Below are 23,186 nucleotides of genomic sequence, written 5' to 3' on the forward strand. Positions count from 1 at the left end.
TGTGCGCTTCGCTGCGTCCCTGCCGCGACAGCGTGGGATCATATAAGTTGCGCCTGCTGACGGCGATGCTCCATCATCCGGCTGGAAATCCTGGCAGCCTGACCGAGCGTCTCGATCCCGCGGGCTCTCAACAGATCCAGGAGCTTTACGAAGATCGCGGCGGTAGTCATGGCGTCGCCGATTGCGGTGTGCCTGCGAATGACCTCGACACCCAGTCGTTCAGCGGTGGCAGTCAGCGAAAAATCGGACACATCCGGCTGCAGATACACGGACAGAAGCAGAGCATCGAGCACTGGGTTATCAAATTTGACGCCTGCCTGCTCGGCCCCGTTCTCGAGGAATTTCATGTCGAAGGCGGCGTTGTAGGCGACGAGCACGGAGTCGCCGATGAAGGACTTGAATTGCGGCAAGACGACTTGTGCTGGGGGCTTGTCGCGCACCATGTCGGTGGTGATGCCGTGAATTCGCGTCGTGCTGGCGGGGATATCACGATTCGGATTGACCAGTCGCTCGAACGTCTCGCCCGTCAGAATGCGGCCATTGACCACACGAACCGCTCCGATCGAGATGAGCTCATCTCCCTCGTCGGGCCTTACGCCGGTGGTCTCGGTGTCGAATACGACCAGGTCGAGCTTGCGCAATGGCGTGTCCCTGATTGCCTCAGTCGGAAGAGAAAACAGGTCGAAGTCGTATAGCTCCGGCATCGGCACAACGCGGTCCGGGCGTTTCCGGGCGGGCGGCTCTTCGGTCTTCCTCAGCGGCAATCTGAGGCACGCGCCCCCCTCCGGCAGCACCTGGCTCCATAGCTCGCTGCCATGCTGCTCCACGATCTCGCGGACTGTGCGGTTGCCGATCGTACCCCTCAGCGGCTCGGCCAGCCACGCTTCGATGATCGCCGAGGCGAGCGGCGCGCCGTCCCAAACCACCTCGACGTAGACGTATTTGTCTTGCACGACGGCACCGATATCGAAGGCGGCTTTCGCTGTGTGCCTGGCAACGGCGCGGATGAGATGCTCGAGCGCCAGCACCAGCGAGTGGCTGTCGGCATGAATCCAGACTGGCACGCCCACGGGCGTGACCTGGATGCCGTCGGCGTCTGCCAAATGCCTGCGGACGGCGTGGAACAGATCCAGCGAGTAAATGTCGGCCAACGGCCACTGATCCGTCGCAAGGCGTTCGTAACGCTGCGCAACGTCGGTAAAGCTGCGATTGAGCGCTTCGACCTCCTTGCCAACGACGTCTTGAAAGACGCGGCGCGCGCTCGCTTCGAGTTCCCCCGCCAGCATCTCGGTCGCGGCGCGCAAGCTTGCAAGCGGCCGTCGCCATTCCATGGCGACCTCACGCAAGAGCGCATCGCGCTGGGCCACGTTTTCGAGTTCGGCGCCGACATCGGCAAAGGTCAACACGTAGCCTGAGGCGCGGCCCGAAGCTTCGCGCACCAGGCTGAGCCTCGCCTGCAGCAAAGTCGCAAGATCGACCGACGCACAGACGAAGCGGCGCGTCGTGGAATCGAGCGTCGATTCTTCGGTGGACCGGGCTTCATCGCCGGCCGCGTCCTCTGACCGTTGCAGGAGCAGCTCAAGCGTCAATAGCACGGGCTCTCGCGTCAGGACGCCAAACAATGAGCGGGCAAGCCCAAGCGTATCGCTCGCGTTGAGTATCCGGGCGGCGGCTTGGTTGTAGAGGAGTATCCGGTGCTCGAGATTGCAAACGATCACCCCTTCGGAGAGATCGAGCAGGATGGCCTCAAGCCGGCTCTTCTGTTCCTCTGCACGCCGCGTGGCAGCATCCACGGCCTCCTGGGTCTTGCCACGCGCGGCTTGGAGCGCGCCGAGTACTTTGTCGACCGCCGTTGGGAGCCCATTGAGCAAGTGGCCGCGATCGACCGCGAGCGGTCGATCGACGCGTATCTGTGACTGCATCAGCAGTTCCCGCTTCAGAGCGGCCAGGGGCTTGAGGAGCTTGACATGCAGCAGAGCCCAAGCCAGCCCAACCAAAGCGGCGACGACGGCAAATGCGATGGACATGTAAGCACCGACCGCTCCGCCACCTTGCACCGCCTGCCACAGCGCAACGCCGGACACAGCGAAGGCGGCAAGCGCCAATGCTGCGAGGAGGATTGGTATCGCAACGGCAGCCTGCATCGCACGCCCTTGTTGCCCGGTTACTTGGCCGGCCCGATCCAAGCGGTGACCCGCTCAACGACCTCGCGCGTCGAGAACGGTTTGGTGATGTAGTCGTCGGCGCCCAGCGCCAAGCCCTTTTCGCGTTCGATGTCGCGGCCCTTGGCCGTCAGCAGGATGACACGCACCGGTCGCCACTCTGGATTGGCCCGGATGGCCTCGCACACATCGAAACCGTTGCGCTTCGGCATCATGACATCGAGGAGCACGAGATCCGGCCGCGCCTTGCCTATCTCCGCGAGCGCCTCCTCGCCGTCGCGGGCGAGGCGAACTTCGTAGCCGGCCTTCTTCATCAGGAATTCGAGGGACAGCAGGATGTTGGCCTCGTCATCGACCACGAGCACGCTTTGCGGCATTGCATCCTCCAGGGGTCGCCTTGCTCGATCGCGCGACAGCACGGCAAGCGAGAAGTGCGCTCCACCCAACTCTGCGCCACCTAGCGCAGCAGGTACATGGCCACGATCGCCACGGCGGCCCCGATCGCGGCCCATACGAACTTGGCAACGACGCTTTCGATGGGATTCCACTCGAAATAGCGCTCTTTGTTCTCCTGCCAGATGTCCTTTTTCATCGGTTCCTCCGTTCTTGCTCTCGCCCCCCAAATCTCAGCCCCGCCGCCCCGATGACACAGCGACCCGGCGATTCGCGAAGCAAGTCCGACCGCTGGTGTCCAAGGCCGCACGAGGCTACTTTACATGTTCCGCCCGTGATTGTCCTTGTCCACCCCTTGTCCGCACGTGAGGGGCTGGCCCGAATGCTGCGGTGCCGTGCGGGCACCCGCATGTGTTCGACCTTCGCCGGATCGGGCAAATTGCACGTTGCAGGAACGCTCGTCTCGCTGGTTGCTGCACCGCGAGAATGTCGGCCAGCGTCGCCGCCCGAAGCGATCCGCGCCGGCGACGCGCAACTCGCCGCAAGCGTCTTCAGAGCCACGTCCTGGTACAAGACGAGCGCTTCTCGGACATGGTGCTCGGGCTTGCGGGCAACGGCCGATCTCCTCGCCTGGAAACAAGGGCCGGACGGCAAGATGGAACCGGCGCGGTAGTGCCCGTGGTTGATCCGCGCAAGGCCGGATTGCTCGCCGACACTTCAACATGCGTGGATCGTGTACGAACGACGGCTTTGGGCCGGACTATCAAGACGTTGCGTTGCGAGTTATGCTGCTCTTCGGTACGAGAATAGCGCTACTAGAATAGTCCATTTCGCGATGTAGCAGAGCGATAGTCAATAGGCCGGTTCGCGATGGGATCGGCACACGGAGATGGTAGAGGCCGATGCCTGAGCGGATGCACAGTCCCGACAGCGATATCGATGCCACAAGAGCGAGCGCTCGTCTGCCCGGCCTCGACATCGACATCGTTCGCCGGCAATCGCCGACCGGTGATTGGGAGCAGATGTCAATCAACCTGCGGGCTACGCCGTCCTTCGAAGCGCTCGGGTCCCCGTTCGAGGCAGCTGACCCTTTCACATTTTGGGTGCAGGCCACACGATTGATGTGGATGCCGTGGCTGGTCACGGCGCAGACGATGCTGCTGCCGGCAGGCTGGCCGTATGCGCTGCCGAGCGCCATCCACCCAGAGCAAGAGGCGCCGACGGCTAGCGGTTCGCGAGCCAAAGGATCAGAGAAAGGATCGCGCTGATCAGTAGCGATGTTGCGAGCGGGATATAAACGCGGAAGTTGTCGCGCTCGATGACAATGTCGCCGGGCAAGCGGCCCAAGCCGATCTTGATGATCATTGGCCATAGCAGTCCAAGCGCAACGAGCGACAAGCCGAAGATGATGAGCAGACGCGAGATCGACATTGCGCCGAGCCTACGATCACAGTGGGCGAGCCGATTGAGGGAGAGCAAGCGGGATTTGGCGTGCTGCTGTGACCGCGGTCCGTCGCATGGCTCGGATGGGCCAGTATAGCGATTTCGAGCGAAGTGGACACATGCACTTGACAAGCTGATACCATGATTGCGCTGTTTACGGATTTTGGGTTGCACGGCCCGTATACCGGTCAGATGAAGGCGGTGCTGCACCAGATGGCGCCGGGCATACCCATTGTCGACCTCTTCGCCGATGCGCCGATCGGCAATCCCAAGGCATCGGCGTATCTGGTGGCGGCCTACGCTGCATGGTTTCCGGTGCGAACCGTCTTTCTCTGCGTTGTCGATCCCGGCGTCGGCGGGACGCGGCCATCCATTTTTCTCGAGGCCGATGGCCGCTGGTATGTCGGTCCCGGCAACGGCTTGTTTGAGCTGATCCAGCGCAGAGCCCGAGAGACACGCATCTGGGACATCGATTGGAGGCCGAAGCATCTCTCGGCCAGTTTTCACGGGCGCGACCTGTTCGCCCCGGTGGCGGCCATGCTGGCGCGCGGTGATCCGCCCCCCGGCCAGCCACGGCACGATGGTGCAGATCGCCGGGCAGACTGGCCGGATGACCTTTGCGAGATTGTCTACGTCGATCACTACGGCAATGCGATGACCGGGGTGAGGGCGGCGATGCTGCCGCCCGGCGCAAGGCTGACCGCGGCAGGTCGGGTTCTGGACCGCGCGAGGACCTTCAGTGATCTGCCGCCAGGCACGGCGTTCTGGTATGAGAACTCCAACGGGCTTGCCGAACTTGCCGTCAATCAGGGGCGGGTAGACCGCGATCTCGGTCTTGCCATCGGCAGTCCGGTCGAAATCGTCGCATGAACAAAGGTCTGCCGCTTTGACCCGAAGGCAACATTCGACCAAGCATCGTCCCCCGGATCGACTGAAGCCGCGGGAGCGCCGCAACAAGCCGCAGGCTGGTGCTAACAGGCGGCTTGCGGAGCAGACCCGCAAGATCTTGCGCAAGCACTACATGAGCAGATACCGGGTGCGGTGAAATCGCGAAGACTGAACCTTGAGGCAGTCTCCGATGGTCGCCGGGAGTATTTCCGCATGTGGCTTGACTGTGCGTGTGTCGCGAAGGTGGAAGTGCTCCGCGACCTGCCAACGAGCGCAGACCGTGATGAACGGAAGATCTTGAAGATCGCAGATGGCTGCACGATAATCCGCCTGCTGGACGCCATATCGCTCCGAAGTTCGTGCGAGGATGCCGGAGGCATCTTGTAGCCGCTTTGATTGCCGCAACCGATCTGCTCGGCCACGCCTCACGTCCCGGCTCATGCGCCTGCGACCTGTCCAGATGCAAGGTCTCATTGTGATATTGCAGCTTGAGAGCCGCCGCAGCGTCCGCGGCCCCCGCGCCGCCCAAGGACCTCTCGCCGCACGAAGTTTTTGCTCGCTTCAGCGCCGACGAGTGGGACTCGTTGCGGGACCGCTATCACGACGGCTCGTAGACAGGCGCTGCCAAGGCCGGATCAGCCTTGCCTGGGCGCGTCGCCGCGCACTGCGCGGCTCAGAGACGTAACACCTATTTTACTGCGATCGCAGCCTGGGATCGAGCTCGTCGCGCAGCGCATCGCCGAACAGGCTGAAGCCGAACACCGCAAGACTGATGGCGATACCCGGGAAGACAGCGATCCAGGGGGCGCTCTCGGCGTATTCCTCGGCGCCGCCCTGAAGCATCAGCCCCCATGCCGGCGTCGGCTCCTGCACGCCGAGACCGAGATAGGAAAGCGATGCTTCAAGCAGGATGGCCTGGCCGACGAAGGCGGTGATCATGATGAGAAACGGCGCCATGACGTTCGGCACCATGTGCCGGAGAATGATGCGGCTGTGGCTGAAGCCGTTGGCACGGGCGGCGTCGATATAGGGGAGCTCGCGGATCGCCAGCGCACTCGAACGCACGACGCGGGCGCAGCGCGGGATGAACGGGATGGTGATGGCGATGATCACGTTCTGCGCCCCCGTCCCGAAGATTGCGATCACGGCCAGCGCCATGATAATCAGCGGAAACGCCATGAAGACGTCGAGGATGCGCTGGAAGATCAAATCGATCTTGCCGCCGAAATAGGCGCTCGCGACGCCGAGGACGAGACCGAAGGTGGCGCCGACGAACGACGACGCAAACCCGACCAGCAAGGCCGTGCGCGACCCATAGACGACGCGCGAGAACACGTCGCGTCCGTATTGATCCGTGCCGAGCCAGTTCTCGAGGCTCGGCGGCTCGTGCATGCGATCGAAGGCGTTGACGACCGGGTTGTACGGGGCGATGAAATCCGCAAACACCGCAACCACGACCATGACGATGATGACGACGGCGCCCGCGGCGCCCAACGGGTTGCGGCGTGCGAACCGGCCAATGGCCGCTAGCCTGCTCCGCGGCTTGCGCTCATCCGTCAGTTCGACCTTGGTGTCGAGGTCGGTCGCGACAGTCATGCAGAACCTCTGATTCCAGCGATCATTTGTACCGGATCCGCGGATCGAGCCACGCGTAGATGATGTCCACTACGAAATTGGTGAGGACGAATATCGTCGCCACCAACATGACCAGCGCCTGGGTCATCGTGTAGTCGTGGTTGGTCACGGACGAGACAAACAGCTTGCCGAGCCCGTTGAGGTTGAACACCTGCTCGGTGACGACCAAGCCGCCCATCAGGAACGCGAACTCGATGCCGATGATCGTGACCACCGGCAACAATGCGTTCTTGAGTGCATGCCGCCGGATGATGAGCTGCTGGCTGAGCCCCTTGGCGCGCGCCGTGCGGACGTAGTCCTCGCGCAGTACTTCGAGCAGCGCCGAGCGCGTCATACGTGTCGCAACGGCGGAATAGCGATAGCCGGTCGCAAGCGCCGGGAAGATGGTCATGCTCAAGTTGTAAAGCGGGTCGATCCAGATCGGCACATACTTGATCGGCGGCATCCACGGGCTTCCGAAGACCGCCTTGGTGGTGATCAGCAGGCCGAGGATGATCAGTACGCCGAGCCAGAACGAAGGCATCGCGATCCCGGCGATGCTGAAAGCGCGCACGCCGTAGTCGATCCAGGTGTTCTGTTTGACTGCCGAGATCGTGCCGAGCGGAATGGCCAGCATGATGGCGGTGAGCGTGGCCATGATCGCGATCTGCAATGAGAGCTGGAAGCGGAGTGCTATCTCTTCCGTGATCGGGCGCCCGGTCCACATCGACTTGCCGAAGTCGAATCGGACGAAGTCCCAAATGAAGGTCAGGAACTGCACGGGGTAGGACCGATCAAGGCCGAGCTCGCTGCGGCAGGCTGCGATCGCCTTGGGGGCGACGTATCCGGCACCGCCCGTCATGCGCAGCACACAGACGTCGCCCGGCACCAAACGCAGCAGGAGAAAGACGAGCAGCGCGGCGCCGAGCAGCGTCGGGATCATCAACAGCAGTCGCTTGAGAATGTATTGGTACATGCTCCCTGCACCGCCACTCTTGCCCCCGCTCGCGGCCGTTTCCCGTTCACTGCCTTGCCATGGCACAGACGTGGAAACAGCCGCGAGTCGCCAGCCCCTCGGTCGGTTACTTGTCGAGCCACACGTTGGCGAGGTCCTGATTGAGGTAGTGGCTCGGACTGATCTTCCAGCCCTTTACGTAGGACCGGTGTGGCACGATACGATTCCACCACAGCGTGACGAATGAATGCGCCTGCTCATCGAGCACACGCTTCTCGAACTGCCGCATCAGCTCGCGCTGCTCGGCCTCGTCGGGCGTGCGGTTCATCGTGTCGAAGATCTTGTCGAGGTCGCGATCGACGTATGCGCCGTAGCTCTCGTTGCCGATGTCCTCCGACAGGAACTTGCCGATGTCGAGCAGTGGGTTGACGACCGACTGGCAGTTGAAGTCCACCGTCACGTCGAACTCAGCCGACCTGAGCCGCGCATAGAACGGGCCGGTCGGCTCCATCTTCTGCTCGACCGTCACCCCGATCTGCCGCCACTGGTCGATGAGCCACGTGCCCACGATCGTATAGGGCTGGTCGACGGCGCGATTCCACAACACAAATTTCAGTTCGGGGACGCCGGCTTCCTGCAACAGCCGCTTGGCCTCGGCACGCGACTTGTTGATGTCCGGCCAGTAGCCGGGAAGCTGCTCAAGCTCCGCCTTCGTCGCCGCCAGCGGGTGACCCGGGAACGCGACACCGCCGACCGCCTTGACGATGGCGATGCGCGAAAGGCTCTTCGATCCGCCCCAGCGATCGACCGCCAGCGTGAGCGCGCGGCGAACGCGGACATCGTCGAACGGCTTTTTCTTATGGTTGGGGGTGAACAGGAGCACGCAATTCCAGTCGCTCTCCTGCACCGTGATATCCTTGCCGAGCGCGTTGACGAGGTCCTCGGTGCTCTTCGGCGGGAAGCCGCGGAATTGGATTGCGGCCCGGTCGCCGCGGATCGCTTGCACCTGCACCGCCTGCTTGTTGGAGAAGATCGCTTCGAAGCCGTCGAGATAGGGCTGGCCGGCGACATGGAAGTCCTTGTTGCGCTCGCCGCGCACATAGGCGCCTGCCTCTCTTGTCACGAACTTGAATGGCCCCGACCCCATGACGTTGGTCTCGTACCAGCGGAAGTCCTTTTCGAGCTTTGCCTTCGAGTAGATGAAGTTATACGGCGTCGCGAGCGCCGGGATGAAGGCGCCCGATGGATATTTGAGCTTGAACACGACGGTGTGGTCGTCCGCCGCGCTGACGCTCTCGACCATGACGAAATAGGCGAGGCGCGCGCTGGTCGTGCCCTCCGGCGGGAAGATGATCTTTCTGAACGACGCGACGATGTCGTGCGCCGTCAATGGCGTTCCATCGTGGAATTTCACGCCCTGCTTGATCTTGAACGTGTAGGTCTTGCCCTCGTCGGTCGGGGTCGGCATTTCCGTGCACAGGTCGCAGACGAAGTCCGTCGGTGAGGACGGATTATCCGGGTTGGCCTTGATGAGCAGACTGTAGAACGGCGCAAAGGGATGGATCAGCGCGAACGTCGTCTCGCGGTGGCCGTCCCAGCTCGGCGGCTCGTCCGGCACGACAAAGTTCAGAATCCCTCCCTGCTTCGGTGCAGCCTGGGCTGGAACCCCGGAGAAGCCGAGGGCAACTGCCGCGCCGACCGCCACGATTGACACGGCTCTGAGATATTTTGAAGGGTTCATAGTCTTTCCTCCCTCTGGAACACATTCCTCCTGTTCTTCAAGCGCCGGGTCTTCTGCCCAGGCCGATCGCCCCTTCTTGCGAGGGCTTTCAGATCACGGAACAAGCCACCCAGTGGCCTGGCCGCAGTTCTCTGAACTCCGGGACGTTCTTCGCACAGCTATCGATCGCAAGCGGGCAGCGCGGATGAAACACGCATCCCTTCGGCGGATTCATCGGGCTCGGCACCTCGCCCTTTACGATTCGGCGGCCGCGCATCCGCTCCAGGTCCGGGTCCGGCACCGGCACGGCCGCGAGAAGCGCCTGAGTATAGGGATGCAGAGGATTGCCGTACAACTCGTCGCAATCCGCCAGTTCGACGATCTTGCCGAGATACATGACGGCGATGCGATGACAGAGGTGGCGAACGATGCTGAGATCGTGCGCGATGAACAGATAGGTCAGTCCGAACTGGTCCCGCAGATCCTCCAGCAGATTGACGATCTGTGCCTGAATCGACACGTCCAAAGCCGAGATCGCCTCGTCGCAGATGATGAATTCCGGGCGCACCGAAAGGGCGCGTGCGATGCCGACGCGCTGACGCTGGCCGCCGCTCATCTCGTGGGGGTAGCGGTCGGCAAACCTGGGATCCAGGCCGCACAGGCGGAGCAATTCCGTGACGCGCGCATCACGCGCTGCCTTGGTCGGTTCGGTCCGGTGCACCTTCATCGGCTCGGAAATGATCTGCCCGATCTTCATGCGCGGATTGAGGGAGCTGTAAGGATCCTGAAAGATGACCTGAATCTTCTGCCGCAGGGCCCGCATCGATTTCTGATCGAGGTCGACCAGGTTCTTGCCGTCGAACAGGATCTCGCCTCCGGTCGGATGCTCGAGCCGCAGGATACACCGGCCCGTGGTGGTCTTGCCGCAACCCGACTCGCCGACCAATCCGAGCGTCTCACCTTTGCGGATGGTGAAGCTGATGCCGTCGACAGCCTTCACGTGCGCGATCTCTCTGGAGAAGAGAGCGCCCTCGGTCACCGGAAAGTGCATCGTCAGGTTGCGGACCGTGACCAGTTCCGGCGCCAGGTCGATGCGCCATTTGGATTGCCGCCCGTGCTCGAGCGCAACGTCTTCCGCGACGGTCGATGCCTGTACCGCCGCCTGGACGCTCTGCCATACCGCGCCGGTTGACTCCATGGGGGTCATGACGGCCTCGTCAGCGATCCGGCAACTTTGGCTGCCTCCCAACATGCTGCGAGATGATGGCCGCCGTCGATCCGCTCCAACGGAGGCGACTCGCTTGCGCAGCGCGCCACGGCAAAGCTGCAGCGCGGGTAGAACGAGCAGCCTGCGCCGAGGCGCGAAAGGTCGGGCGGCTGTCCTTCCACCGGATCAAGCCGGCCCCGGCGCGGCCGATCCATGCGCGGCACCGAACGCAGCAGCGCCAGCGTGTATGGATGGTGGGGATGATGAAAGATGTCGTGTGCAGTTCCGCTCTCGATGATCCTGCCCGCGTACATGACATTGACCCGGTCAGCGTAGCGCGCGACGATACCGAGATTGTGGGTGATGATGATCAGCGCCACGTCCAGACGCTGCGTCAGATCCTTCATCAGCTCGAGAATCTGTGCCTGAACCGTCACGTCGAGCGCAGTTGTCGGTTCGTCGGCGATGATGAGCTTGGGCTCGCAGCACAAGGCCATGGCGATCATCACGCGTTGGCGCATGCCGCCGCTGAAGTGGTGCGGGTATTGCCTCAGTCGACGCTCCGGATCCGATATTCCCACCATGCCCAACAACTCGATCGCGCGCGCGATCGCCTGATCGTGGGTCATGTCGAGGTGCTGCTCCATGGTCTCGGTGAGCTGCCGGCCGATCGTCAGGACCGGATTGAGTGAGGTCATCGGCTCCTGAAACACCATGGCAATGTCCTTGCCTCGGATCTTGCGGATTTCCTCGTCGCTCAGCTTGAGCAGGTCCCTGTTCTGGAAGCGAATACTGCCACCGATGATTCGGCCGGGAGGATCGGCCACAAGTCGCAGGATCGAGAGCGCGCTGACGGACTTGCCGCATCCGGATTCGCCCACGACTGCGATCGTCTCGCCTTGATCGACGTGGACGCTGATACCGTCGACGGCCTTGACCACACCTGCCGCCGAGAAGAAGTAGGTTTGCAAACTATCTATCTCGAGAAGCCTGGACACCTCGCGCCTCTCGTCATCCGTCGATGCACAGATGGCCTTTCGGCCGTTTGGCCTGACCGCTTCTATTTAGATTTGCGTCTTGATTCTTCGAATCTCCCGGCTGCAAGTCAAATCTAATCGTGTGGCCCTACGACAATTTAGACTAAGGTCTTGGCTGCATTTGCTCGGCTGGTGGATCACTGGTGTCGCGAGTTCGCGACCGGGCATTGTTTGCACTTGCGAACGATCGGCCCAATCGGGAGCACGTTCGCGACGGTACGGAGCAGGCATCCCGCCGGACAGAGAGCTACCCAACCCCTTTCACGGCATCCAGTCAGCGTTAGGTCAGGCTCCCTTACCTGGACGTAGTTGCCTTGGCTGGTCCAGGTCCAGCGATGCTGCTCCACATGATCTGTCGCCGAGAATGCGATGTGTGGACGTCGATCTCGATGTGGTCCACCACGGATTGAATGTTGGCCTCCAGAACGGGATCTCCCACCGGGTATGATTTCCCGCATGGTCCGGCCAAAATCGGCAACCTCGACAGGGCTCTTCGAGGGCGGGGCCACATCGTAGACCATAGACGTGTCTTGCGGCGCCGGAGCAGGTGCGTCTGCTGTCGGCTGTTGCTTGTCAGCAACCGGCGAAAGGAGCATCCTCGAAACGTAATTATTTGAGCAAGTCCGGAATTATCGGTTGGCACTGCCTGAAGGCCCGTCCCGTTCGAAGGACGCGCCGGAATGAAAATGACCCCGCAACCAAGGGGGGCTTGAGCGGCAAGTCCGCTCATGTACCGATAGGGAGGACATCCATGGAAAGCCAGAAGCCTCATCGTCGGCTATCGCGCCGCGATGCGATCAAGACGGCGACTGCCGCGGGCATCGCCGCAAGTATCGGCCCGTTCTTCCATGTCACGCCTGCTCGGGCCGCCAAGACACTGAAAATCCTGCAATGGAGCCACTTCGTCCCAGGCTACGACCGATGGTTCAACAACACCTACACCAAGGAATGGGGCAAGAAGAACGACACCGAGGTGATCGTCGACAACATCAATCTTGCTCTCCTCGAGTCGCGCGCCGCAGCAGAGGTGTCGGCCCAGAAAGGCCACGACCTCTTCATGTTCCTGATGCCGCCTTCGGTGTTCGAGGATCAGGTTGTACCCATGAACGAGGTCTATGCCGAATGCGAAAAGGTGAACGGCAAGGCGATCGATCTCGGTATCAAGAGCTCCTACAACCCGAAGACCAAGAGATACTTTGCCTTCTCCGACAGCTACGTGCCGGACCCGGTGAACTACCGCACCGATCTCTGGGGTGACATTGGCATGAAGCCGGACACCTGGGACGACATCCGTGTCGGCGGGAAGAAGATCAAGGACAAGACCCGTATTCCGGTCGGCATCGGTCTCTCGGCCGAGATCGACACCGGCGTGGCCATGCGCGCGATCATGTATTCGTTCGGCGCGCATGAGCAGGACGAGGCCGGCAACCTCACCGTCAATTCCAAGAACACGCTGGAGGCGCTGCGCTTCGTTAAGGGACTCTTTGAGGACTGCATGACGCCGGAAGTTCTGGCTTGGGATGCCTCCTCCAACAACCGGCAGATGCTCGCCGGCCGCTCCTCGCTGGTGCTGAACGCCATCTCGGTGACGCGCACCGGAGAGAATCAGAAGATGGCGATTCACGAGAAGATCGCTGTTGCCAAGGCCGCCAAGGGTCCTGTGCGCCGCATGGGCCTCGAGCATGTGATGGACTGCTACGTGATCTGGAAGTTCGCGGAGAATATCCCGGGCGCGCAGAAATTCCTGGTCGACTACATTGCCAACTTCAAGGAAGCCTTCCTGGCCAGCGAGTTCTACAACTTCCCGTGCTTCCCTCAGACCGTGCCAGACCTCAAGCAGCTCATCTCCAACGACAAGAAGGCGGTGCCGCCGGACAAGTACGCGGTGCTGGAAGACGTGCTCGATTGGGCGACAAACATTGGCTATCCCGGCTACTCCACTGCGCCCATTTCCGACACGTACCAGACCTGGCTGCTCAACACCGCCTTCGCCGAGGCGGCGACCGGCGCGGAGACGCCCGAAGACGCCTTGAAGAAGCTCGATACCAAGATGAAGGCGATCTGGGCGAAGTGGAAAGAGCGCGGGATGATCTGATCGCGCGCGCATTGTGAACGGCGGGGCCCGGCGGCGCCTCGGCCCCGTTTGACGCCGACGCGAGAGAGCCGAGAGGCATTCATGGCGACGGTCGAAGCACGGCACATATCGAAGCATTTTGACGAGGTGCGCGCGGTCGACGGCATCGACCTCCTCGCGCGCGAAGGCGAATTCCTCGTCCTGCTCGGCCCCTCCGGCTGCGGCAAGACCACGTTGATGCGGCTCATCGCCGGACTCGAACAGCCGACTGCGGGCGACATCGTCATCGACGGCCGCGTCGTCACCGACCTGCCGCCGCGCGCGCGCAATGTCGCGATGGTGTTCCAGAGCTACGCGCTGTATCCGCATCTCACGGTCGCGAAGAACATCTCGTTTCCGCTGCGCGCGGTCGGCATGCAAAGGGACGCGATCCGCAAGAAGGTGGAATGGGCCGCGCGCATGTTCGGGATCGAGCGTTTCCTCGATCGCAAGCCGCGCCAGCTCTCCGGCGGCGAACGTCAGCGCGTGGCGCTCGCACGCGCGGTAGTGCGTGAACCAGTGGTGTTCCTGCTCGACGAGCCTCTGTCCAATCTCGACGCCAAGTTGCGGAATTCCGCCCGCGACGAGCTCAAGCAGTTCCAGCGAGACCTCGCCACCACCACCATTTACGTCACCCATGATCAGGCCGAAGCCATGGGGCTTGGCGATCGCATTGCAGTGCTGAACCAGGGCAAGGTGATCCAGATCGGAACGCCGCAGGAGATTTACGGCAAGCCGATGGACACCTTCGTCGCCACTTTCATCGGCTCGCCGCCGATGAATCTGGTGGAGGAGGGCGCCTCCTATTTCGGCTTTCGGCCGGAGGCGTTTCTGCCGCGCGAGGTGGGTAATTCGGACGACAGTGTCGGCTTTCCCTTCCGTGTCACCCGCGTCGAATATCTGGGCGCCGATCGGCTGGTCTACGGCGTGCTCGAAGGCCGTACGGCCGAGGCGCATGTGATCTCGAAGATGCCGAACAACATCCGCGCCGAAATCGTCGCAGGCGAGCGCTACGATTTCGTGGTGCGCAGGCGCGAGATCCATCGCTTCGACCGGAATAGCGGCCGGCACATCGACGGGAGCGGGCGATGACGACGGCAACCGCTAACGCCGTCACCGCGAAAGCGGGCTGGCGCACGCGGCTTGCCGACAACGAGCGCCTGTTGTGGCCGCTGATGCTCGCGCCAGCGATCCTCTACATCGTATTGCTGGTCGGCTTTCCGTTTCTTCTCTCGCTGTTCTACAGCGTCTCCGATGTCACTGTCGGCAGCCGAAGCATGAACTTCGTGGGCCTGGAGAACTTCCACCGCGTGGTGGCATCCAACACGTTCTGGATCGCGCTCAAGAACACCCTCATCTTCACGATCGTCTCACAATTCTTCGTGCTTGTTTTCGCCAATATCCTTGCAATGGCGCTATCGGCCGATTTCCGCGGCAAGTGGCTGGTGCGCCTGCTTATCCTGTTGCCTTGGGTCGCTCCGATTTCGCTTGGTGCAATCGGCTGGCTATGGATCTACGATTCGATCTATTCGGTGATCAACTGGACTGGGCAGGCCTTGCGCATTCTCGGACCGAACGATTGGCCGATCTGGCTTGGCCAGCCCAATCTCGCCATGGCCTCGATCATCGTTGTGCAGATCTGGCGCATCGTGCCGCTCGCCACCGTGATCCTGCTTGCAGGGCTCACCTCGATTCCCCAGGACATCCATGACGCCGCCGCTGTCGACGGCGCCGGCTTCTGGCGCCGCACCTTGCAGATCACATTCCCGCTGCTGCTGCCGATCACGCTCGTCGCCGTGCTGTTCGGGATCGTCTTCACCTTCACCGACATGATCGTGGTGTTCTTGCTCACCCGCGGCGGGCCCTATGACCAGACTCAGGTGCTTGCGACCTGGGCCTTCTTCACAGGCATTCAGGGTGGCGATCTTGCGGGAGGTGCGGCGGTGTCGCTGTTCCTGTTCCCGGTGTTGGTGGCGGTGGCGATCGTGTTCCTGTTGCTTGCGCGGCGCTCGGAGGTGACGTGATGACGCGCCGCTCGTTCAAGCTGGTGCGCATCGCCAGGGCCGGCGGCCATGCCAGCATCCTTGTCTTCTTCATCACGTTCCTCGCATTTCCGTTCTATTGGATGCTGATGACGACGTTCAAGACCACGATCGATCTGCACGACGTCAGCAAGAACCCGTTCCTGTTCAACGAGCCGCCGACGCTCGAGCATCTCGTCGTGCTGTTTCAGGACACCCAGTATCTGCAATGGCTGATCAATACGGGCGTGGTGGGGATCGCGGTCGTCCTCATTACGCTTGTACTGGCGGTGCCGGCGGGCTACGCGCTCGCGCGAATGGCCGGCCCTTGGGCGCAGACGCTCGGCATTGCAATCTTTCTAACCTATCTCGTGCCGCCGACCATCCTGTTCATTCCGTTCGCGCGCATCATCGCGACGCTTGGCCTGCAGGATTCGCTGTGGTCCTTGGTGCTCGTCTATCCGAGCTTCACGGTGCCGTTCTGCACCTGGCTGCTTATGGGATTCTTCAAGGCGATCCCGCGTGATCTTGAGGATGCGGCGATGATCGACGGGCTTTCGCGGTTCGGCGCGTTCGTCAAGGTGGTGATGCCGATCTCGCTCGCCGGGGTGCTGACGGCGGTTATCTTCGCTTTCACGCTGGTGACGCAAGAATTCGTCTACGGCGTCACATTCATCACCTCGGCATCGAGCTACACCGTCAGCGTCGGCGTGCCGACCTTCCTGGTGCGCGGCGACGTCTATTTCTGGGGCTCGATGATGGGTGCCTGCCTGATCGCAAGCGTTCCCATCGCGGTCATCTACGATCTCTTCGTCGACCGCTTCGTGGCCGGCTTTACGGTGGGGGCGGTGAAATAGGGCGGCGGCGCATGTCGGGCGCGAGCATGTCGGATCAGGAACAGGTGAAGGATGCCGGCGCGCAGCTCATCGGAAAGGTCTGCCGTGAGTTCGTGGTGCTATGCCGACGCCTCGAGCTGTTCAGCGAAGCGAGCGTTGCGATCGACGGCAGCAAGTTCAAGGCCGTCAACGTGAGATCGGAACTTCACCCAGGCCAAGATGCGGCGGAGGCTGGCGCAGATTGAAAGCGGACATCTGCATGTGTCGTGAGGCGGTCTGCTTTCGAGCGTGGAGCGGATGTGCCTTCCTGAGCCGGGAATGTCGACCGGTGGCGCCTGCTTACGCACGTTTGCTTGATCCGTGGCAGAATTGACGCTGATACCCATGATTTGTGACCATGGAGGGGCAGCGAGGCGCGTCAGGCATGGTGGTCGTATTCGCTCAGTGCGATCCTGACCTCGCGGGCAAAATCGATCAGCGAGGCGGTAAACGCACCAAGCGAGATCAGAAAGAAGACCGCAACGCCATACTCATGCGGAAGCTGAAGGAACGCAGTCACAAAGGCCACGATGATGAGCAGCGTCACGGCGATACTCGCTACCACGGCCCAAAAGACCGCGCGGTTCATCATGGCGGCGCGCCGCATCAGACGTGGCAGGTCGGCCTTGAGTCGCACCCGCGCCGAATCGTGCTCCGGGATTCCGTTCAGGAACGCAGTCCGGTCGACGATCCGATTCAGGCGGTTGATGAGCAATGCAATGAACGCAGCAAGTGCGCCGAGAAGAAACGCCGGGGCCGCCGCCTGTGAAATGACATGCGCCAGCTGACTTATGGACGGCGTATCGGGAATCATCGAGGTTCCGGCCGAGTGAAACGTGCACAGGAGTTTGGCCGTCGTCATACTCTTATTGAAACGACGCGCGCATCACTTGCGAAAAGAGAACCCGCAAAATACCGGCGACCGGGTTAAATGACTATGCAAGTTCGGCAGCGAAGCATCGATGGTCAAATATTGAACTGTCATAACCGGCGAGTGGTCATTCCAAGCGCCTGAATCTGCATAGGGGCGGTCTAGCGGATGCCAGGAGCGTATTGCTCCTGACTCACGGCGTGGTCTTGATCATGACCTCGTCGGCTGCGAGAGCCGACAGTCTGGGCGATCTCCGGAATACGACGATCGGTGTCATCGGCGGAGCGATCAACCAGCCGGCAGTCGAGGCGTTAAAGCAGGTGTATCAATTCGACCGCGCCGGGGTCAGATTTCAGGATGTTGCCGCCAATGACGCCGCAGCGGCGCTCGCGTCGGGAAAAGTTCATGCGTTGCTTGCGATTATTCCCCTGACAGAAAAATACCTCGCCAAGGTCAGGCAATTCTTTCGGCAGGAGCGCAAAAAAGGGCCGGCACCAAAGCTGATCGAAATCGAGTCGGCCGGCGCGGTCGCCAACGTCGCGCAGTACTACGAGAGCTATGACATCCCGAAAGGCACCTTGCAGGGGGCGCCGCCGATCCCTTCGGACGACCTGACGTCGCTGCGTTTGTCGTACTTTCTCGTCGCCAACAAGTCGGTCAATGCCGACGCGATCACCGACCTGACGCAGTCGCTGGTCGATGCGAAGCGGGATCTGCTGTCGCAGTTTCCGGTACTCGCCCAGGCCGCTGCGCCAAGCACGGATGCGAATGCGCTGATCCCGATCCATCCGGGCGCTGCGACTTACTACAACGGCAATCAGCAGAGTTTCTTCGATAAATACGATGACAAGCTCTATTACGCTTCGCTGCTGCTGGGCTCGCTGATCTCCGTTCTCGTGGCAGCCTGGCGTTTCGCCCGATCCGGCACCGGATCCGAGAGCAAGCTGGAGCCGCTTTACGAACTCGGCAACGAGATCAGGAATGCGACGAGCGAAGCGGAACTGGAGGCCATCGAGAAACGGATCGACAGCATCCTGAAGAGCGAGCTCGCCAGGAACGCGAGCGAGAGCGCCGAAATGGCTGCGCTTGGCCTCGCGTCCCACAGGCTGCAGTATCTGATGAGCCACCGCCGAACGTTGGTCCGATCGACAGCGGTCTCCCGACAGTACCCTGTCGTTTTACTTCACGATTCGATGCTTGGTCGGCGTTACGGTGCTGGTCGGCGCCATCGGCGATACCGCGAACGTTATCCAGGCATTCCAGCCGGACGGCCGGTTCTGCGCCTCGAACTCGCCATAGGCTTTCAGGTTGAGGTATCCCTGCATGTCGCCGACGGGAAACAGGAAGCCGGCCTGAGGGCCGATGCCGAGCACGCGCGACCGAAAACCTCCCAGGATCGGATTTTGGCCGAAATCATCACTGATCTGCTGGTAGCCATACCCGACAAGACCGACGAAGAACTGCTTGGAGAGGAATTGCGACATTCCCCAGTCGACATGGAAGTCGATCCCGTTCTGGTAATTGGTGTCGTAATTCTTGAAATTATACGTCAATCCTGCAACGGCCGAAAATTCCAGGCCCGCCGCCGGGTTGAAATAGGTGTAGCCGCCCCCTCCATCGATGGCGGCATGGCCGATGCCGAGATTGGCAAGGCGGGTCGAGCTGTAGGCGCCAACGGGAATGTCGCCGGTCAGATAGGTCATGAAATTGTGCACGCCGGCATTCCACTTCAGCGTGGCCTGCGGATATAGGTCACCCACCGATGTGATGGAATCCTGGATGAAGCCGGTCCGGTTCACCACCAGCGGGCCGAGTGTTGCCGTCAGCGTGCCGTCGAGGCTGGCGCTCGAACGCCCGAACAGGCCGGTCACGCCGATGGCCAGTTGTCCGCCAAGCACCGGCGTTGCAAAAGTATAGGTAGGATTGAGCAGAATGAGATCGGCCTGCGCGTTCAAATTCAGGTTCAGATTGACGTTGACGTTGGCCGGGATCCTGCCGATCTGAATCTCTCTCGCCGCCGCTGTCGCGCCGGATGCCCCGACAGTGGTGTGATAATAGACGACAGCCATCGACCAGCCGGGCACCTGTGGCGTCGCGGCGAGACTGCTGAACCGTCCGGGCAGCCAGTAGGAAACGCCGCTTTCGTCGGCGTGCGCCACGCCGGGCATCGATGCGAGCGCCGCGATCGCAAAGACCTTGGCTCCGTGCTGAAGACGGAGGATGCTTCTTGTTTGCCAACTATTGCGCGTCATTTGCGTGTCCCTGTCGACGGCGGCGTGCATAAGCGCAGCCATTGGACGTCTCATCTCGGGCCAACGCTATGCAAATTCGGCCGGGTTCTGAATTTCGTCCTCATCTGTCGCAGCAAGGTCACGCTAGAGTTGTAGCGGTTTGCAATTTCGCTGAAGGCAGCTCCCGGCCGCCGGCATGGGCCTGACCTGTGGCACCCCGCTGCAGAGTTTTCGAAGGACTTTCGCCAAACACCCTGCGGTATTCGACCGAGAATCGGCCCAATTCCACAAAGCCGAAAAGGGTGGCGATCTCGGTTACCGTTGCAAGATTGCCGTCGGCGGACAGAAGCGCGAGCCTTGCCTGCGACAGCCGCTGCATGCGGAGATGGCGGCAGGGGGGAGCGCCGTGCACGGTATGAAATGCCTTGCGCAGCGTGCGCTCGCTGACGGCGAGGGCGTTGCAGAGAGCCGAAATGTGCAGCGGCGAGTCGGGTTCTGCGAGAGCGATCGCCTCGGCCCGGCCGACGAGATCGCGCGAGCTTCTGCTGGTTGATTGGCAGGAAACGTCTGAAAGGCTTTCTGACCAATAACGGATAGTCATCTAATGCCCCCGATTCTGCGATCGCGGTGAAAGCGCTGGACTTGAGGGCAACACAGCATCATGCCGCGGTGGCGCGCTACTGTACCTGGGGGCAAACGGTCCCTAGCCAAGCGGCCCTAGGCACTCACCTGGCGATGGTTATGAAGCGCTCGTGACGTCAGGGGAGGGCTCAGGCGTCAGCATGCCGGCGCGCTCCGCCACAGAGACTGCCTCCGCAAACGAGCCAACCTGAAGCTTTTGCATGATCATCTGACGATGGTATTTGATGGTTCGCTCGGAGGTACCCAGCGAATGGGCAATCTGTTTGTTCATCTTGCCGCGGACCATCAGCGCAAACACCTCGCTCTCGCGGGGAGTTAGTTTCGCAATCAGCGCCTTTAACGCATCGAGCCGGCCCTGATTCCGCTGAACCTCTCTGAAGCGCGACAGCGCGCGCTCGACCGCTTCCAGCAGCGTCTGCTTGGGGATCGGCTTGGAGAGAAAGTCCTCTGCGCCGGCCTTGATGGCGCGAACGCTCGTGGGAATGTCGCCGTGACCGGTCATGAAGATGATCGGCCAGTGATGCGACAGTTTCGCCAGCTCCTGCTGAAGCTCCAGGCCACCGAATGCGGGCATCTGCACGTCGAGGAGAAGGCAGCCCGGCTCGGCGTCGGTGATGGCTTGCAAAAAGCTCGCTGCCGAATCGTACTCGGCAACGGCATAGCCTGAAGCTTTCAACACCCGGGAAATCGCGCTGCGAAACGATGCGTCATCGTCCACGATATGAACTATGGGCGCGCCCGCCATTCCCAATCTCTCACCCTCGTGGTGGCCCACCGGCCAAGTCCCGAACAGTCTCCGGAAACGATTTGCCGCGGGCGCGCCAAATCCCGACCAAGCACGCAGTAAGCAAGGAGAAACCGGCAACGCGAGAATAGGCTGGTGGCCCCGGGCGGTCAACGCGGAGCGTGCATGTATGCAATATGCAAGTCTGTGCCTGACTAACGGAATGTGCAGTTTGTGCCAACCGAGCGGGGCTGGTTACAAGTAGGCCGTGTAGGAGCTGACCCATACCAGAATTGATGCCAACAGGCCGATGACGCCAGCATTCGCGGCAAATACCGTGGCGTTTCCCGAGATTCCCAGGCGCAGCGAGTCGCGGCTCATTTCGTCGGGCAAGGATATTTCCGCTGGGAAGGCGGTCGTGCCGCCAAGCGCCGTGGTGCGGGCAAGCGTCCCGGAGACGGCGATCTGGCCCTGGCCGATCCCCTTTGGAATGGCCATGATCTTCGCGTGATAGATTCGTCCGGGCACGTTGTCGAATACGATGTCGACGGGTGCGCCAACCTTGATGGTCTGAAAGCCATTCTGCGCGAATATCCCGACAATTGTGATCTCCTTCTCGACGATAAACGACATCGTCGAACGGACCTGCGTCGCGCGGTCACCAACCGCGAGCGCGACGATGGTGACATATCCGTCGGCAGGCGCTCGAACGCTGGTTTGCGATAGCTCCCAGGTGGCGTGATCGAGCTGTGCCTGGATTTGGGCGACCGATGTGTTGATACCGCCGATCTCCGAGTCCAGCGCCAGTTTGGCGCTTTGCTGGGTTGCCTTGGCAGCATTGAGCTGAGCTGTCACAGTCTCGTATTGAACTTGGGTGTCCTGTTCCTTGAACTCGGTGTTGGCCCCGCTTGCATATAGCCTATGGATGTCGTCGAGGCGCTTTGCATTGTATTTTTGCTGCGCTTCGAGACCGGCGACGTTCGCGGTGGCCTGCTCGTAATTGGACTTCAGCACCTGCGTCTGCTGCTGCGCCGCGGCCAATGATGCCCGCAACTGTGAGACCTTGTACTGGAAAGGAGCCGGATCAATCTGAAACAACACGTCACCGATCTTCACAGGCAGGTTCGGCTTGACCGGAATAGCCACGATTTCCCCGGAAACGTTCGGAGCTATCTCGACGACCCTGCCGGTGACGGTGACCTTGCCCGAGGGCGTGAGATAATTGAACAACGCCATGAAGGTTGCGAGAATGAGCACGCCGGTCAGTATCGAAATCGTCCCCGACGGCCAGCTCCATCGGACCAGTTTGAACTTCGAAAACACCGCCCACATCGCGAATACATAAAGGCACAGGATAATAATCACGGCGGGCCCCTGTCGTTTCGCGGCCAACCGCTCATTTGCCGGAGTTGCGCCGCGACGCGCTATGCGAAATCGGCCGCGGCGAGAAACTCCATAATCACCTCCGCAAGTTCTCTGCGCTGCTGGTTTTTGCATAGCCGATCTCGCGCGGCCTCCTCATAGTCGTGGACGAGCGTGACAATCCAAAAAGTGGTCACCCAGGTCGCAACAGGAGAGACAGACATGAAGCGTGCAAGGCTGGCACAAATTGCGGGATTGCTCGTGGTTTCGGCGTTGATTGAGCCAGGTGCGGCCTTCGGACAGACGGCTCCAGCGCCACACAACATGAAAACAATCGGTGCGGCGTCGGGACAGGCCAAGCCCGAGATCGTGCCGTCGCTGTTCGTGCTCAACTCGCGCGGTGCGACGTTGCAGGGGGATACGCTGACTCTGATCGGCGTGACGCCGAGCTCGATCATCTTCGCCGATCGCCCGGTGCGTTCTGCCGGACACCAGCCGACCGCCGACGTGATTGCGGAATGGGGATCGGGCGACGACAGCTTTGCCAAGAATCCACCGAATGCAACCGTGTCGGTGCTCGGCAAGGACGGCTCGGTCAAGGACGCCGTCGTGGTGCTGAAGAACCCGAAGCTCGAGGGCGACAAGCTCACCTTCAACGTCCAGACCCTCGAAGGCGATCTGGCAGGTGCCGACGGCGCCGCCGCGCTTTTCATCGATATCATCGGCCGGCCGTTCACGCCGCTGTCGTTTGCCGGCGTCGCCCGCCGCACGGCATTCAGGGGCGCGATGTATGCCGGTGCGGTCGGAGCGGCCGCGTACGGAACTGCCTACTACCACCCCTATGCTTACGCCTATCCCCGTCCGGCCTGCGGTTATTACCCGTATCCGCCCTGCTACTGACGTCGGCCGATCGGCAGATGGTCATGCG

21 protein-coding genes and 2 pseudogenes are annotated in these 23,186 nt (G+C 61.5%); 9 read left to right on the forward strand and 14 right to left on the reverse strand.

Annotation, left to right across the window (positions count from 1 at the left end; translation table 11 throughout):
• Nucleotides 1-38: 38 nt before the first annotated feature.
• From JQ566_RS22100 to JQ566_RS34890, 3 genes are all read right to left on the reverse strand, one after another.
• A complete protein-coding gene (locus JQ566_RS22100; RefSeq protein WP_212375491.1) occupies nt 39-2,144 on the reverse strand; it encodes a 3'-5' exonuclease in 2,106 nt (701 codons plus the stop codon).
• Nucleotides 2,145-2,164: 20 nt separating this feature from the next.
• Nucleotides 2,165-2,527 (reverse strand): response regulator transcription factor, encoded by a 363-nt coding sequence (locus tag JQ566_RS22105; RefSeq protein WP_212375493.1) that lies wholly within the window; start codon nt 2,525-2,527, stop codon nt 2,165-2,167.
• A gap of 92 nt (nt 2,528-2,619) precedes the next feature.
• A complete protein-coding gene (locus tag JQ566_RS34890; protein WP_283814368.1) occupies nt 2,620-2,754 on the reverse strand; it encodes a hypothetical protein in 135 nt (44 codons plus the stop codon).
• 703 nt (nt 2,755-3,457) lie between these two features.
• On the opposite strand from JQ566_RS34890, the gene JQ566_RS22110 reads away from it, so the two are divergent.
• Nucleotides 3,458-3,823 carry a hypothetical protein gene (locus JQ566_RS22110; RefSeq protein ID WP_212375496.1) on the forward strand — a complete coding sequence of 122 codons (366 nt, stop codon included), beginning with the start codon at nt 3,458-3,460 and terminating at the stop codon, nt 3,821-3,823.
• On the opposite strand, the gene JQ566_RS22115 is transcribed toward JQ566_RS22110, so the two are convergent.
• Nucleotides 3,780-3,986: a DUF2905 domain-containing protein gene (locus JQ566_RS22115; RefSeq protein WP_249139719.1), complete on the reverse strand. Its 207-nt coding sequence runs from the start codon at nt 3,984-3,986 to the stop codon at nt 3,780-3,782. The genes JQ566_RS22110 and JQ566_RS22115 overlap by 44 nt on opposite strands.
• Before the next feature lie 153 nt (nt 3,987-4,139).
• Here JQ566_RS22115 and JQ566_RS22120 point away from each other — a divergent pair, with 153 nt between their 5' ends.
• A complete protein-coding gene (locus tag JQ566_RS22120) occupies nt 4,140-4,868 on the forward strand; it encodes an SAM hydrolase/SAM-dependent halogenase family protein (protein WP_212375498.1) in 729 nt (242 codons plus the stop codon).
• Between the two features lie 711 nt (nt 4,869-5,579).
• Here the strand turns inward: JQ566_RS22120 and JQ566_RS22125 are convergent.
• The 5 genes from JQ566_RS22125 to JQ566_RS22145 all read right to left on the reverse strand — a co-directional run bounded on the left by JQ566_RS22125 (nt 5,580) and on the right by JQ566_RS22145 (nt 11,380).
• Nucleotides 5,580-6,482 (reverse strand): ABC transporter permease, encoded by a 903-nt coding sequence (locus tag JQ566_RS22125; protein WP_212375500.1) that lies wholly within the window; start codon nt 6,480-6,482, stop codon nt 5,580-5,582.
• A 22-nt stretch (nt 6,483-6,504) separates the two neighbouring features.
• Entirely contained in the window at nt 6,505-7,476 is a 972-nt protein-coding gene (locus JQ566_RS22130; RefSeq protein ID WP_212375811.1) for an ABC transporter permease, read from the reverse strand.
• 106 nt (nt 7,477-7,582) lie between these two features.
• Entirely contained in the window at nt 7,583-9,196 is a 1,614-nt protein-coding gene (locus tag JQ566_RS22135) for an ABC transporter substrate-binding protein (RefSeq protein WP_212375502.1), read from the reverse strand.
• 88 nt (nt 9,197-9,284) lie between these two features.
• A complete protein-coding gene (locus tag JQ566_RS22140; RefSeq protein ID WP_212375813.1) occupies nt 9,285-10,226 on the reverse strand; it encodes an ABC transporter ATP-binding protein in 942 nt (313 codons plus the stop codon).
• A 152-nt stretch (nt 10,227-10,378) separates the two neighbouring features.
• Complete coding sequence (locus tag JQ566_RS22145) at nt 10,379-11,380, reverse strand: ABC transporter ATP-binding protein (RefSeq protein ID WP_212375504.1); 1,002 nt, start codon at nt 11,378-11,380, stop codon at nt 10,379-10,381.
• A 790-nt stretch (nt 11,381-12,170) separates the two neighbouring features.
• On the opposite strand from JQ566_RS22145, the gene JQ566_RS22150 reads away from it, so the two are divergent.
• The 5 genes and pseudogenes from JQ566_RS22150 to JQ566_RS22170 form a co-directional block, all read left to right on the forward strand.
• Entirely contained in the window at nt 12,171-13,514 is a 1,344-nt protein-coding gene (locus JQ566_RS22150) for an ABC transporter substrate-binding protein (RefSeq protein WP_212375506.1), read from the forward strand.
• 81 nt (nt 13,515-13,595) lie between these two features.
• The gene (locus JQ566_RS22155; RefSeq protein ID WP_212375508.1) at nt 13,596-14,624 is read left to right on the forward strand and encodes an ABC transporter ATP-binding protein; all 1,029 of its coding nucleotides are present in this window, start codon (nt 13,596-13,598) and stop codon (nt 14,622-14,624) included.
• A complete protein-coding gene (locus tag JQ566_RS22160; protein WP_212375510.1) occupies nt 14,621-15,556 on the forward strand; it encodes a carbohydrate ABC transporter permease in 936 nt (311 codons plus the stop codon). Before JQ566_RS22155 ends, JQ566_RS22160 begins: the two co-directional genes overlap by 4 nt.
• Nucleotides 15,556-16,410 carry a carbohydrate ABC transporter permease gene (locus JQ566_RS22165; protein WP_212375512.1) on the forward strand — a complete coding sequence of 285 codons (855 nt, stop codon included), beginning with the start codon at nt 15,556-15,558 and terminating at the stop codon, nt 16,408-16,410. The genes JQ566_RS22160 and JQ566_RS22165 overlap by 1 nt, the downstream gene beginning before the upstream one ends.
• Before the next feature lie 47 nt (nt 16,411-16,457).
• Nucleotides 16,458-16,638, forward strand: a pseudogene (locus JQ566_RS22170) (IS5/IS1182 family transposase); the annotation flags it as partial.
• 169 nt (nt 16,639-16,807) lie between these two features.
• Here JQ566_RS22170 and JQ566_RS22175 read toward each other — a convergent pair.
• On the reverse strand, nt 16,808-17,290 hold the full coding sequence (locus JQ566_RS22175) for a DUF2721 domain-containing protein (protein ID WP_249139721.1): 483 nt from the start codon (nt 17,288-17,290) through the stop codon (nt 16,808-16,810).
• Nucleotides 17,291-17,511: 221 nt separating this feature from the next.
• Between JQ566_RS22175 and JQ566_RS35045 the strand changes: the two are divergent.
• Nucleotides 17,512-18,051, forward strand: a pseudogene (locus tag JQ566_RS35045) (TAXI family TRAP transporter solute-binding subunit); the annotation flags it as partial.
• Between the two features lie 426 nt (nt 18,052-18,477).
• Here JQ566_RS35045 and JQ566_RS22185 read toward each other — a convergent pair.
• From JQ566_RS22185 to JQ566_RS22200, 4 genes are all read right to left on the reverse strand, one after another.
• On the reverse strand, nt 18,478-19,467 hold the full coding sequence (locus JQ566_RS22185; RefSeq protein ID WP_212375819.1) for a SphA family protein: 990 nt from the start codon (nt 19,465-19,467) through the stop codon (nt 18,478-18,480).
• Nucleotides 19,468-19,669: 202 nt separating this feature from the next.
• Nucleotides 19,670-20,131 carry a helix-turn-helix domain-containing protein gene (locus JQ566_RS22190; protein ID WP_212375515.1) on the reverse strand — a complete coding sequence of 154 codons (462 nt, stop codon included), beginning with the start codon at nt 20,129-20,131 and terminating at the stop codon, nt 19,670-19,672.
• Between the two features lie 138 nt (nt 20,132-20,269).
• Nucleotides 20,270-20,917 carry a response regulator transcription factor gene (locus JQ566_RS22195; RefSeq protein WP_212375517.1) on the reverse strand — a complete coding sequence of 216 codons (648 nt, stop codon included), beginning with the start codon at nt 20,915-20,917 and terminating at the stop codon, nt 20,270-20,272.
• A gap of 234 nt (nt 20,918-21,151) precedes the next feature.
• Entirely contained in the window at nt 21,152-22,261 is a 1,110-nt protein-coding gene (locus JQ566_RS22200) for an HlyD family secretion protein (RefSeq protein ID WP_212375519.1), read from the reverse strand.
• A gap of 219 nt (nt 22,262-22,480) precedes the next feature.
• Here JQ566_RS22200 and JQ566_RS22205 point away from each other — a divergent pair, with 219 nt between their 5' ends.
• Entirely contained in the window at nt 22,481-23,158 is a 678-nt protein-coding gene (locus JQ566_RS22205) for a hypothetical protein (RefSeq protein WP_212375521.1), read from the forward strand.
• Nucleotides 23,159-23,186: the final 28 nt, after the last annotated feature.

Origin of the sequence: Bradyrhizobium sp. SZCCT0231, assembly GCF_018130245.1 — a bacterium.
Taxonomy (GTDB): Bacteria; Pseudomonadota; Alphaproteobacteria; order Rhizobiales; family Xanthobacteraceae; genus Bradyrhizobium; species Bradyrhizobium japonicum_F.

Bases quoted from the DNA above. Each gene is read 5' to 3' on its own strand.
- JQ566_RS22100 (WP_212375491.1), bottom strand. From the start codon at position 2,144: ATGCAGGCTGCCGTTGCGATACCAATCCTCCTCGCAGCATTGGCGCTT.
- JQ566_RS34890 (WP_283814368.1), bottom strand. From the start codon at position 2,754: ATGAAAAAGGACATCTGGCAGGAGAACAAAGAGCGCTATTTCGAGTGG.
- JQ566_RS22110 (WP_212375496.1), top strand. From the start codon at position 3,458: ATGCCTGAGCGGATGCACAGTCCCGACAGCGATATCGATGCCACAAGA.
- JQ566_RS22115 (WP_249139719.1), bottom strand. From the start codon at position 3,986: ATGTCGATCTCGCGTCTGCTCATCATCTTCGGCTTGTCGCTCGTTGCG.
- JQ566_RS22120 (WP_212375498.1), top strand. From the start codon at position 4,140: ATGATTGCGCTGTTTACGGATTTTGGGTTGCACGGCCCGTATACCGGT.
- JQ566_RS22125 (WP_212375500.1), bottom strand. From the start codon at position 6,482: ATGACTGTCGCGACCGACCTCGACACCAAGGTCGAACTGACGGATGAG.
- JQ566_RS22130 (WP_212375811.1), bottom strand. From the start codon at position 7,476: ATGTACCAATACATTCTCAAGCGACTGCTGTTGATGATCCCGACGCTG.
- JQ566_RS22135 (WP_212375502.1), bottom strand. From the start codon at position 9,196: ATGAACCCTTCAAAATATCTCAGAGCCGTGTCAATCGTGGCGGTCGGC.
- JQ566_RS22140 (WP_212375813.1), bottom strand. From the start codon at position 10,226: ATGCACTTTCCGGTGACCGAGGGCGCTCTCTTCTCCAGAGAGATCGCG.
- JQ566_RS22150 (WP_212375506.1), top strand. From the start codon at position 12,171: ATGGAAAGCCAGAAGCCTCATCGTCGGCTATCGCGCCGCGATGCGATC.
- JQ566_RS22155 (WP_212375508.1), top strand. From the start codon at position 13,596: ATGGCGACGGTCGAAGCACGGCACATATCGAAGCATTTTGACGAGGTG.
- JQ566_RS22160 (WP_212375510.1), top strand. From the start codon at position 14,621: ATGACGACGGCAACCGCTAACGCCGTCACCGCGAAAGCGGGCTGGCGC.
- JQ566_RS22165 (WP_212375512.1), top strand. From the start codon at position 15,556: ATGACGCGCCGCTCGTTCAAGCTGGTGCGCATCGCCAGGGCCGGCGGC.
- JQ566_RS22175 (WP_249139721.1), bottom strand. From the start codon at position 17,290: ATGACGACGGCCAAACTCCTGTGCACGTTTCACTCGGCCGGAACCTCG.
- JQ566_RS22185 (WP_212375819.1), bottom strand. From the start codon at position 19,467: ATGCCCGGCGTGGCGCACGCCGACGAAAGCGGCGTTTCCTACTGGCTG.
- JQ566_RS22190 (WP_212375515.1), bottom strand. From the start codon at position 20,131: ATGACTATCCGTTATTGGTCAGAAAGCCTTTCAGACGTTTCCTGCCAA.
- JQ566_RS22195 (WP_212375517.1), bottom strand. From the start codon at position 20,917: ATGGCGGGCGCGCCCATAGTTCATATCGTGGACGATGACGCATCGTTT.
- JQ566_RS22205 (WP_212375521.1), top strand. From the start codon at position 22,481: ATGAAGCGTGCAAGGCTGGCACAAATTGCGGGATTGCTCGTGGTTTCG.